Source organism: Inquilinus sp. (assembly GCF_057815775.1).
The window spans coordinates 1-10,726 of the sequence record NZ_JBYRFX010001200.1 but is presented as its reverse complement, the minus strand read 5'-3'; the positions used below and the strand labels follow the sequence as shown (position 1 = coordinate 10,726).

Here is a 10,726-nt window from a genome sequence, read left to right as displayed (position 1 = left end):
GGTCGTGCTCACCACTCCCAAAACCAAATCCGCCTGACCCCGGAGCTCCGGACCCGGCCGGCTCCTGGACGATCCCAATCCCGCCGCTGACCCCAGGCCCCACTCTTCCCTCCGGCCCAATCTCTCCCTCGCCGCCGCAACACCCTTTCTGAAAAGGTCTCGCTTGCGGGAGAGGTCGGAGGCGCTTGGGCCTCCGGGTGAGGGGGTTTTGTCGAGGCCGGGGCCCGCCCTCACCCGGTCTCGCTGCGCGAGCCCGACCTCTCCCGCCAGGTGGGAGAGGCAACGCGATGCAGTCTTTCACTGTCATTGCCCGGCTTGACCGGGCAATCCAGGGACCACCGAGAGCCGCTCTTGGTGGTCCCTGGATCCTCGGGTCGAGCCCGAGGATGACAGAAGAAGAGCATGAGGATGGATGCAAAGGGATGAGGCGATGACCGAGACGGCGGTCCCCACCACCGCATCCGCCAGCTGCCGATCGACACCGCCGGGTTCAAGCGCCCGGCATAGGGCGGGATGAATTTGGGCCGGATCACGCTGGAGGGACCGCACCATGCGTTGCCTCTCCCGCTTGCGGGAGAGGTCGGAGACGCGCAGCGGCTCCGGGTGAGGGGAGTTTGTCGAGGCCGGGGCCAGCCCTCACCCGGTCTCGCTGCGCGAGCCCGACCTCTCCCGCCAGGCGGGAGAGGCAATACGCTGTTTCACGACCGACTGGCGATCTCAGGCCGCGACGTCGGTCCGGCGGTCGACCGGGGCCTGCATCGCCTTCGGCCCGACCCAGCTCTGCGTCTGCAGGTAGATCAGGCAGGAACAGCGCAGCAGCGAGGCGAAGTTGTCGGCCTTGCCGTGCAGGTCCAGCACCTCGTCATGCAGCTTGGTCAGGAACCGGCCGAGGCTCAGGCCCTCGCCGGCCGAGATCTCCTCCAGGACCACCCAGAACAAGGCCTCCAGCCGGATCGAGGTGCCGTGGCCCCCGATCCGTAGGGATCGCGTCTCGCACTGATAGTTCTCGATGGGCTGATGCGCGAACAGGCGGCACATCGAATCCTCCTCCGGCTGGCATTTTAGGCAACTCCAACCCGATCCGCCGGCCGTGTCAATCCGGCCAAGGGACGGAGAATCGGCTTGGCCGGCCCGCCGCGCTTCGCCTACCGGGCCTTATTCGGCCTCGCCGGGCTGGGGATCGAGCATCGCCGCCAGCGTCTGGATCTGGCGGTTCAGGGCGTCCAGCTGCGGCAGGGTCAGGCCGGAGCGCAGCAGCAACTGCTCGCCGAGGCACCGGCTCTTCGCATACAGCCCGCGCCCGGCTTCGGTCAGCCGGACCTGGACCTGGCGGTCGTCGTCGGGGCTGCGCTGCCGCTGGACGTAGCCCGCGGCCTCCATCCGCTTCACCAGCGGCGTGATCGTGCTCGAGTCCAGGGTCAGCCGGGCGGCGATGGCGCCGATGGTCCGGCCGTCCTCCTCGCCGAGGACGTTGAGCACGAGATACTGCGGATAGGTCAGGCCCATCTCGTCCAGCATCGGCTTGTAAGTCCGGTTGATGGCGATGTTGGTCCGGTACAGGGTGAAGCAGATCTGCCGGTCCAGGGCGAAGGGCAGGGGGGTCGAGTCGGGCACGGCATCGGTCCGGTCTATAAAGGCATAGGGTATTATTATCACGAAAAATGATATCGCGATAAATAATTCACTGGACGCGGCCGGGGTAATCGGATAGCAGTTCGTTATCGCGATAATGATTATTGCGATATCAATGGAGCCGCAGATGGATCACAGCGAGCACGGGACGGACGAGATTTCGCGGCGGCTTATCCTCGCGGCGGGGGTCGGACTCGCCGCCGCCGCGGCCCTGCCGCATGCTTCCCTGGCGCAGACCGGCGCCAAACCCTCACACCCAGCATCGGGAGACAGCACCATGAGCAGCGCAACCATCACCACCAAGGACGGCACCCAGATCTTCTACAAGGATTGGGGCCCGCGCGACGCGCAGCCGATCGTGTTCCATCACGGCTGGCCGCTCAGCGCCGACGATTGGGACGCCCAGATGCTGTTCTTCCTGGCCCAGGGCTACCGCGTCATCGCCCATGATCGGCGCGGCCATGGCCGGTCCAGCCAGACCGACAAGGGCACCGACATGGACACCTACGCCGCCGACGTGGCGGAACTGGTGGCGCATCTCGATCTGAAGGGCGCCGTCCATATCGGCCATTCCACCGGCGGCGGCGAAGTCGCCCGCTATGTCGCCAAGCATGGCGGCCACGGCCGGGTGGCCAAGGCCGTGCTGGTCAGTGCCGTGCCGCCGATCATGGTGAAGTCGGACAAGAACCCCGGCGGCCTGCCGGTCGAGGTGTTCGACGGCCTCCGTGCCGCGCTGGCCGCGAACCGGGCGCAGTTCTACCGCGACGTGCCGGAAGGACCGTTCTACGGCTTCAACCGCCCGGGTGCGAAGATCTATCCGGGCGTGATCGACAATTGGTGGCGCCAGGGCATGATCGGCGGCGCCAAGGCCCATTACGACTGCATCAAGGTGTTCTCGGAGACCGACTTCACCGAGGATCTGAAGGCGATCGAGGTGCCGACCCTGGTGCTGCATGGCGACGACGACCAGATCGTGCCCTACGCCGATGCCGGGGTGCTCTCGGCCAAGCTGCTGAAGCACAGCACGCTGAAGATCTACAAGGGCTACCCGCACGGCATGCTGACCACCCATGCCGACGTGCTCAACCCCGACCTGCTGGCCTTCATCAAGGCCTGATGCGACAGGCCCGGGATCGCCGCCGGCGGTCCCGGGCCTGTCACTCTTCAGTCGATGACATCGGCCGTCGCGTCCAGCGGTGCCGCGGCGACATGGCCGGCCACCGGCACCACCTTGACCACGGCGCTGGTGGCGCGGAACGGCAGGGCCATCACGCCGCAGCCGGCCAGGCCGGCGGCCACGGCCAGGATCAGCGCCAGCCGCAGCGGACGGCCGTATCGGCCATGACGGGTCACCATGTCTCGTCCTGGTCCGCCGAAGGGGCCGGTGTGGTGGTGGTTCGCGCCTTGGGCGCCGTCGGCCGGGCGTCGGCCCGGTTCAGCACGCAGCCCAGGATATACGGCACGGCGCAGAGCAGGATGCCGCCGAGCCAGACGACGGCCAGGATCATGGTGCCTTTCCCGAGGCTGTCACTGATCGCGCCGAGCCAGAGCATGGCCAGGGTCATGATGGGGGTCTCCAGAAGCCGGTGAACGGGGTGGGTGGCGGTCCGCCGGGCGGGCGGTCACTTCATCTGCGCGACCAGGGCCTCGGCGCCCTTTTCGATGCCGGTCCTCGCGGCATCCAGCGACCCCAGGCTGGCCGGGATGTTGTAGGCACCCGGATACTGCTTCGAGACATAGGCGCCGAGCAGGCGGTTGCTGGGCGCGTCGTAGATCTCGACGGCATAGAGCACCGAGCCGGTCAGCGTGCCTTCGCCGCCGCGCACGGATTGGACGCCGTTGTACAAGCCGCCGGCGATGTCGAAGCGCGACAGGGTGCTGAGGACCGGCGTGCTGGTCGCCGCGCCGGTCAGCGTCAGCCGCACGCGCAGGGTGTTCGGGGCCGGGTCGCCGGCGATGGCGAAGCGGGACCCCAGCTTCTCCGCGAACTGGCTTTGCATGTAGCCGGCGAGGGCGGTCTTGTCCTCTTCGGACATGTCGCCGAACTGCTGGTCGGGGCCGCGGTAGACCGTCACCGGATCGATGATGGCCCGGCTGTAGTGCCGCCAATCGACCTGGGTCGCGTAGCGGAACGGGACATGGCCGGACCCGTCCTGCGGGTCGGGCTTCAGATAGGATGACGAGGCCAGTCCCGAATAGGCGACCGGGTCCGCGCTGCCGCAGCCGGCCAGTACCGTGGCAGCAGCCGCAATCACGATCCGGCCGCCCAGCAATAGTCGCGCAGCCATCCACAATGGCCGCGCCTTGATCGATGTGTTCATTCAACCCTCCATCTCGGACTCAGCAGGAAGGGTTTCGACCATTCGGTCGACCAACTGCGCCTGGGCTTTCGCCCAGCGCCGATGTCGGTGCGTTTGTACCGTGATCGGACGGCACCACGCCGTCGTCATCTTGCCCGCTGATGTCGAGACCCTAACATCATCGGTTTCAATTTGCAAACCGTCTGGTCGGTTTTTTTATGTATCAGTCAAAGACGGCCGGAAGAGGTGTCGGAGCAGCCCGTCGTCAGCGGGGGCTGCGCGCCCGGCTGCGGGGCGTGTGGATGGGGACGGGCGCCTCGGCCGCAGGGGCGGCGGCCCATTGCTGGTCGTCCAGCAGGCGATCGAACAGCCGGTCGTGCTCCGCCTCGGACAGGGAGCTGAGGCCCAGCATGGTCGACAACGCCAGGCCCCTGGCCGCCATCCAGCGCAGAGTCGCCAGATCAGGGTCCGCCGCCTCGGCCTTGATCGCCTCGAATTTCCCGGCATCGATCTCGCGCGTGGCGGCCAGCAGGCCGGGATCCTCCGCCACGGCGGCCAGGATGGCGAAGAAGGCGGAGTGGGGCTGGGCCGCACTTTCGCGCAACGTCATGATCTGCGCCGCCAGGTTGACCCCGGGCTTTCCCGGGTCAGCCTTGGCCAGATAATCCCGGGAGAATGCCTCGAAATGCTCGATCTGGTGTTCGAGCAGCGCCTTCAGCACCGCCGCCTTGGTGCGGAAGTGGTGCATCACCCCGCCCTTGCTGATGCCGCTTTCGCGCGCAATCGCGTCCAGCGTCAGCCGGCCGGGGCCATCCCGGGCGATGATGGCCAGCGCCGCCTGGATCGCGGCGCTGCGGGATCGTTCCGAACGGGTGGCGTTGTCCATGATCCCTGCATTGGGTCGGAGGCGGGCCCACAGAGATAGTGGATCGATGCCCTAAAAAACAGACCATAAGGTCTGTTTCATGCCGGCGGCTGGATAATACTCGCCGAACACTGGACGGCGCGGCCGACTCGTGTTCTTCTTTTGTTCATGAGCATTTCGCCCGCCAGCACCCTCCCCGACGACTCTCCCGACGCCCCGCTCGATCCCGACCGGGCGTTCACGGTGTGGGTGCTGGGCCGGCTGGCGGAGGTGGTCGAGATCGGCATCCGCACCGCCCATCGGATCGAGCAGCAGCAGATCGTGGCCGCGCTCCAGCCCGGGCCGCCCAAGGCCGATTTCGCGCTGATGCAGGAGCGGATCGCCCGCGCCGTGCGGCTGTCGATCGCCCTCGCCGCGCGGCTGCGCGACGCCCATATCACCCGCAAGGTCGGGGCGACGACGAAGGATGCGGCGGCGGTCGCCGCCGGACGGCAGCGGCGACGGGACGCGGTCACCCGCATCGCCACCGCGGCGATCGCCGCCGCCGATGCCGAGAGTGCCGAATTCAGGACGGAGGCGCTGCGCGAGCGGCTGGCGGAGCGGGAGTTCGAGCACGAGCTGGAGACACTGCCGGCCCGCGAGGTGCTGACGAGGATCCACCATCTGCTCGGCATCGAGCCCGACCAGGAGCAGTGGCCGAAGCACTGGCCGGATGAGACGACGCTGCCGCCGGATGAGGCCGACCCAGGGCCGGAGTACGTCGTCGTCGATCCCATGACGGAGGGCGAGCCTGAGGACCTGTCAGGCTGGCCACCCCCGGCGGACGGGGCCGAAGGCTCCCTGGTGCGAGAGAAGACAGAGAAGCAGCTGGAGGATAGTGGCTGATCGGGGGCGCCATCCGACCCGCCGATGCTTTTTGCGTGACCTCCCCCGCGCCGCGGGGCGAGGTTACGCGTGCTGGCGCCGGTCGCCGGAAGGCGGCCTTAGCGGGACGCCGTGTTGGACGGCCGGCCGCGCATGTAGTGCCGCTCCGGGCGATAGCGCGGCTTGATCAGCTGGTCGATCCAACCCCGGATCACGGTCCACATGCGCGTCGGGCCTCCTTCAGCCCTGGGTCAAAGCGGCGCGGACGGCGGTGAGCCCATCCTGTCCGTCGCGGGTGGTGACACCGGCGAGCCAGCCGGCGAGAAGATCGGAATGAGCCTTGAGGTAGCGGGTGGCGGCGGTCTTGCCGTCTTCCCCCTGGTCCAGGATCGACCCCATGATCTGATTTTCCATGTCCACGGTGAATGTCAGCTGTGACAGCAGCCTGGCGAGATTGGGGCAATTCTGCGACAAATCCCGCCGAGTCACGGTGAAGACGGTGGCCCCGCCGTAGTTCGGGCCGAAATAGGCGTCGCCGCCGCTGAGATAGGTCAGCGGGTATTTCGTGTTCATTGGATTGGGCTCCCAGGCCAGGAACACGATCCAATTCTTGTTCCGGGTGGCCCGATCCACCTGGCTCAGCATGCCCTGCTCGCTCGATTCGACCAGGGACCAGCCGGCCAGGCCGAAATCCTTGGCGTCGATCATCTTCTGGATGTTCTGGTTGGCCGGCGCCCCGGACTCGATTCCGTAGATCTTGTGGTCGAACCGGTCGGCGTGCTTGGCCAGATCGGCGAAATCCTTGATTCCGGCTTCCGCGACATAGGCCGGCACCGCCAGGGTGAAGCGGATGCCGTCCAGGTTGGGGCGGATCACCTCGATCGCCTTCGCCTCGGTCAGCGGCTCGATGAAATGCTTCTGCGCCGGCATCCAGTTGCCGAGGAAGACGTCGATCTGCTTGTTCTTCAGGCTCTCGAAGGTGACCGGCACGGCCAGGGTGTCGACCTTCTGGGTGTAGCCCAGCGGCGCCAGCAGCGTGCCGAGGATGCCGTTGGTCGAGGTGATGTCGGTCCAGCCCGGATCGGACATGCGCACGGTGGCGCAGCTGTCGGGGTCGGCGGCGATGGCGGGTGCTGCGGCCAGCAGCAGCCCGGTCAGGGCGAGGGTGATGAGACGTGGTCCGGACATGATGCAGTCTCCCTGTTGTTATCGTTTTTGCCGGTGTCGTCAGCCGCCGCGGGTGACGCGCGGGAATCGGGCGGAGGCCTCCAGGTCGTCGAGATCCATGTGGTTGCGGATGTATTGCCGTGTGGCGTCCTGCCGGGGCTGCCAGTCCCAGCCATGCGGCGCGCCCTGGCGCAGTGCCGCGTCGACAAAGTGCCGCCGCCGCTGGCTTTCGCGCACCTGATCGTGCAGCCGCGGCAGGTCCCAGCGCGCCGCGACTTCCGCCCGGAAGGCGGCGATGCGGGCGGCTTCGGCCGGGTCGCCGGCGCGGTTCACCCGTTCGCCCGGGTCGGTGGCGAGGTCGTAGAGCTGGTCCGGGTCGGCCGGGCTGTGGATGAACTTCCAGGCGCCGCGGCGGACCATCACCATCGGCGCCACGGCGCCTTCGGCCAGGTATTCGCCATAGACCAGGTCGTGGCCGCCGGTGCCGGTCAGATGCGGCAGCAGGCTGCGCCCGTCCAGCGGTGTCGGGTGGACCGGTGCGCCGCCGGGCGTGGCCAGCTCCAGCAGGGTCGGCAGCAGGTCGGCGGAGGACACGGCGGCGCCGACCCGGCCAGGGGCGAAGCGGCCGGGCGCATGCACGATCAGCGGGATGCGGCTGCCGCCCTCCAGGAAGCTCATCTTGTACCAGAGGCCGCGCTCACCCAGGAATTCGCCGTGGTCGGACAGGATGATGGTCACCGTGTCCTCGGCCAGGCCGGTGCGGCGCAACGCCTCCATCACCCGGCCGAACTGCTCGTCGACATAGGCGATGGCACCGTAATAGGCGCGGCGGGCGCGACGGGTCTGTTCGGGGCTGATCGGGGTGCGATCCAACTCGCACACTGCGCGCAGCCGGCGCGAATGCGGGTCGTCGGCCGGGGCGTCCTCCGGCACCGGGATGTCTTCGTCGCGATGCAGGTTCCAGTACCGCTCGGGCACCGCGAAGGGGTCGTGCGGGTGGGTCAGCGACACGGTCAGGCAGAATGGACGGTCATCGGCCGATCCCGGCACCCGGCGGGCGAGGTCGTACAGCCGGCGCTCGGCCGCGAACACCACCTCGTCGTCGAAATCCAGCTGGTTGGTGCGGATGCAGGGCCCGGCGTCGAGCACCGAGGCCATGTTGTGGTACCAGCTCGGCCGCGCCTCCGGCTGGTCCCAATCCGGGGTCCAGCCGAAATCGGCCGGGTAGATGTCGGTGGTCAGCCGCTCCTCGAAGCCGTGCAGCTGGTCGGCGCCGCAGAAATGCATCTTGCCGGCCAGGATGGTGCGATAGCCCTGGGCCCGCAGCCCATGGGCGAAGGTCGGCACGTCGGAGGGGAATTCGGTGGCGTTGTCATAGGCGCCGATCGCCGAGGGCAGCCGTCCCGACATGAACACGGCGCGCGACGGACCACACAGCGGGCTGTTGCAATAGGCGGCGTCGAACACCACGCCGTCCCGCGCCAGCGCCGACATGACCGGCGCCTGCACCACCGCGTTGCCATAAGCCGGCATGGCGAACGGCGTCAGCTGGTCGGCCATCAGGATCAGGATATTCGGACGCCGCTTATCAGCCTGCAAGATCAGCCTCTCGATTGTGCCCGGCACCCGCTTGCCAGCGGGCCGGCGCCGTGTCTCAGTTCAAGACAAGGGTGCGGCGCGGCCGGCCGGTCCGTGAAGACCGGCATCACTCATGGAGGCATTAGCAGGATTTATGGCAACGCGTCGTCGCGACCTGCCGCCGATGCCGGCGCTGCTGGCCTTCGAGGCCGCGGGCCGGTTGGCGAATTTCAGCGCCGCGGCGCGCGAGCTCGGCGCCACCCAGCCGGCCGTCTCCCATCAGATCGCCGCATTGGAATCGCGGCTGGGCACCGCCCTGTTCCGGCGGCTGCATCGCGGCGTCGCCCTGACCCCGGACGGCGAGCGGCTGCTGCAGATCGTGACCCGGTCGCTCGACGCCATCGCCGACACCGCGGCCGAGATCCGGCAGGCGCGCGACCCGGGCGGGCTGACCGTCGCCACCGATTTCGCCTTCGCCACCTATTGGCTGCTGCCGCGGCTGGAACGGCTGCGCGCGGCGCTGGGCGGGGTCGAGATCCGCATCCTGGCCAGCCAGGACGTGATCGACCCGCGCGACCGGGCCGTCGACGCGGTGGTCGCCTTCGGGGCCGGGCGCTGGCCCGGCTGCACCGTCGACCGGCTGTTCCCCGAAGTGGTGCTGCCGATCTGCAGCCCCGCCATGCTGGCGCGCCTGCCGCGGATCGCGGCACCCGCCGATCTGCTGGGGCTGCCGCTGCTGCATCTCGACAGCCCAGACCCGTCGCGCTGGCTCGACTGGCCCGGCTGGTTCCGCGGCCAGGGGGTGGACGGCGCGCCCCACGGCCGGTCGCTGCGCCTCAACAACTATCCGCTGGTGCTGCAGGCGGCGCTGGCCGGGCAGGGGCTGGCGCTGGGCTGGCGGCCACTGGTCGACGACCTGCTGGCCGCGGGCCAGCTGGTGGCTGCCTTGGCCGCGCCCTACCGCACCCAGCGCGGCTATTTCCTGGCCCAGCCCCTGGCCGACCGCCCCGACCCCCTGCGCGCCGCGTTCCGCGACTGGCTGGTGGCCGAGGCGACGGGGGAGCGGACGACAGCCTAGGCGGCGGCCGCTGCGGAATAGTCCATCCGCTGCAGATCGGCAATCAGCCCCGGGCCGGTCGGGTCCCAGCCCAGCTGGTCGCGGGTCCAGGCGCTGGAGGCGCGAAGGTCCAGCCCTGCGAACATCGCGAACCACCCGAAATGCGCCTGCGCCTCCTCAGGCGACAGGGACACCACCGGCAGGCCGAGACCCGCGCCGAGCACCGCCGCGATGTCGCGCGCCGCGATGCCCTCTTCGGCGACGGCATGGTACCGGGCGCCCCTGCGGCCCTTGTCGAGGGCGAGTGCATAGAGCTTGGCCACGTCGAGCACATGGGCCGCCGGCCAGCGGTTGGCGCCGTCGCCGACATAGGCCACAGCGCCCTTCTCCCGCGAGATCGCGATGAAGGGCGTGATCAGCCCCTGCTTGACCGGATCATGCACCTGCGGCAGCCGGACCACGCGGACGTCGACGCCGGCCTCCAGCAGCGCCTCGCCCGTCAGCTCGGAGGCGATGCGCGGATTGCGGTGGCTCGTGTTGAACACATCCTCCGTCGCCAGTCCGCCGAGTCCGGCATCGCCCATCCCGGTACCGGATGTGATGATGAGGGGCCGGTCGGAGCCCTTGAGCGTGGTGCCCAGGGCTTCGATCACCCGCCGGTCCTTCTCGCAGTTGGCGACGAAATTCGTGAAGTCGTGATCGAAGGCGGTGTGGATCACGGCGTCCGCCCGCGCCGCACCGGCGCGCAGGCTGTCGAGATCCTCGAGGGTGCCGCGATGCGCTTCCGCGCCGGCCGCCGCGAGGGAGTGGGCGCCGGCATCGGATCGCGTCAGGCCGAGGACCTGATGCCCGGCTTCCAGCAGCTCGGGCACGATGCGAGATCCGATGAAGCCGGTCGCGCCGGTGAGAAAAACACGCATGGGAGACTCTCCGATTGGTTCGGAGAGTCATCTCGTCCCATGGCTGGTTCTATTAAAGTCGTGAGATTATACGGGTATAATCGTTACCAGGATCGGCCGTTACAGGGTCTGGCGCTGCAGGAACTCCCGCATCAGGCCGGCGATCTCGGCGTGATGGGTCTCCAGCGCGAAATGGCCGGTGTCGACGAAGTGGATCTCGGCTTTCGGCAGGTCGCGCTTGTAGGCCTCGGCCCCCGGCGGGATGAAGAACACGTCGTTCTTGCCCCAGACAGCCAACAGCGGCGGCCGGTGCTGGCGGAAATAGGCCTGGAAGTCCGGATACAGCGCCACGTTGGTGCGGTAG

Annotated in this window: 13 protein-coding genes; 3 read left to right on the top strand and 10 right to left on the bottom strand. The window is 68.5% G+C overall.

Features of this window, described 5'->3' with window-relative positions; all coding sequences use genetic code 11:
* Window positions 1-717: 717 nt before the first annotated feature.
* On the bottom strand, window positions 718-1,038 hold the full coding sequence (locus AC3XYG_RS42690; protein WP_489146006.1) for a ribbon-helix-helix domain-containing protein: 321 nt from the start codon (window positions 1,036-1,038) through the stop codon (window positions 718-720).
* Between the two features lie 117 nt (window positions 1,039-1,155).
* Window positions 1,156-1,614 (bottom strand): MarR family winged helix-turn-helix transcriptional regulator, encoded by a 459-nt coding sequence (locus AC3XYG_RS42685; protein ID WP_489146005.1) that lies wholly within the window; start codon window positions 1,612-1,614, stop codon window positions 1,156-1,158.
* 295 nt (window positions 1,615-1,909) lie between these two features.
* Here AC3XYG_RS42685 and AC3XYG_RS42680 point away from each other — a divergent pair, with 295 nt between their 5' ends.
* Window positions 1,910-2,749 carry an alpha/beta fold hydrolase gene (locus AC3XYG_RS42680; RefSeq protein ID WP_489146004.1) on the top strand — a complete coding sequence of 280 codons (840 nt, stop codon included), beginning with the start codon at window positions 1,910-1,912 and terminating at the stop codon, window positions 2,747-2,749.
* Between the two features lie 47 nt (window positions 2,750-2,796).
* Here AC3XYG_RS42680 and AC3XYG_RS42675 read toward each other — a convergent pair whose 3' ends face one another.
* The 4 genes from AC3XYG_RS42675 to AC3XYG_RS42660 all read right to left on the bottom strand — a co-directional run bounded on the left by AC3XYG_RS42675 (window position 2,797) and on the right by AC3XYG_RS42660 (window position 4,818).
* Window positions 2,797-2,988: a DUF6726 family protein gene (locus AC3XYG_RS42675; RefSeq protein ID WP_489146003.1), complete on the bottom strand. Its 192-nt coding sequence runs from the start codon at window positions 2,986-2,988 to the stop codon at window positions 2,797-2,799.
* Window positions 2,982-3,197: a hypothetical protein gene (locus tag AC3XYG_RS42670; RefSeq protein WP_489146002.1), complete on the bottom strand. Its 216-nt coding sequence runs from the start codon at window positions 3,195-3,197 to the stop codon at window positions 2,982-2,984. Before AC3XYG_RS42670 ends, AC3XYG_RS42675 begins: the two co-directional genes overlap by 7 nt.
* 57 nt (window positions 3,198-3,254) lie before the next feature.
* The gene (locus AC3XYG_RS42665; protein ID WP_489146001.1) at window positions 3,255-3,953 is read right to left on the bottom strand and encodes a DUF3313 domain-containing protein; all 699 of its coding nucleotides are present in this window, start codon (window positions 3,951-3,953) and stop codon (window positions 3,255-3,257) included.
* Window positions 3,954-4,197: 244 nt separating this feature from the next.
* Window positions 4,198-4,818, bottom strand: coding sequence for a TetR/AcrR family transcriptional regulator (locus AC3XYG_RS42660; protein WP_489146000.1), 621 nt, complete (start codon window positions 4,816-4,818; stop codon window positions 4,198-4,200).
* 147 nt (window positions 4,819-4,965) lie between these two features.
* Here AC3XYG_RS42660 and AC3XYG_RS42655 point away from each other — a divergent pair, with 147 nt between their 5' ends.
* Window positions 4,966-5,682 carry a hypothetical protein gene (locus AC3XYG_RS42655; protein WP_489145999.1) on the top strand — a complete coding sequence of 239 codons (717 nt, stop codon included), beginning with the start codon at window positions 4,966-4,968 and terminating at the stop codon, window positions 5,680-5,682.
* Window positions 5,683-5,901: 219 nt separating this feature from the next.
* Here the strand turns inward: AC3XYG_RS42655 and AC3XYG_RS42650 are convergent, their stop codons facing one another.
* A complete protein-coding gene (locus tag AC3XYG_RS42650) occupies window positions 5,902-6,849 on the bottom strand; it encodes a choline ABC transporter substrate-binding protein (protein WP_489145998.1) in 948 nt (315 codons plus the stop codon).
* A gap of 39 nt (window positions 6,850-6,888) precedes the next feature.
* The gene (gene betC / locus AC3XYG_RS42645) at window positions 6,889-8,427 is read right to left on the bottom strand and encodes a choline-sulfatase (protein ID WP_489145997.1); all 1,539 of its coding nucleotides are present in this window, start codon (window positions 8,425-8,427) and stop codon (window positions 6,889-6,891) included.
* A 133-nt stretch (window positions 8,428-8,560) separates the two neighbouring features.
* On the opposite strand from betC, the gene AC3XYG_RS42640 reads away from it, so the two are divergent.
* Complete coding sequence (locus AC3XYG_RS42640; RefSeq protein WP_489145996.1) at window positions 8,561-9,484, top strand: choline sulfate utilization transcriptional regulator; 924 nt, start codon at window positions 8,561-8,563, stop codon at window positions 9,482-9,484.
* On the opposite strand, the gene AC3XYG_RS42635 is transcribed toward AC3XYG_RS42640, so the two are convergent.
* Both AC3XYG_RS42635 and AC3XYG_RS42630 read right to left on the bottom strand, forming a co-directional pair.
* Complete coding sequence (locus AC3XYG_RS42635; protein WP_489145995.1) at window positions 9,481-10,383, bottom strand: SDR family oxidoreductase; 903 nt, start codon at window positions 10,381-10,383, stop codon at window positions 9,481-9,483. The two genes, AC3XYG_RS42640 and AC3XYG_RS42635, sit on opposite strands and share 4 nt — an antisense overlap.
* A gap of 99 nt (window positions 10,384-10,482) precedes the next feature.
* On the bottom strand, window positions 10,483-10,726 hold a 244-nt coding region (locus AC3XYG_RS42630; protein WP_489145994.1), incomplete at its 5' end, for an alpha/beta fold hydrolase.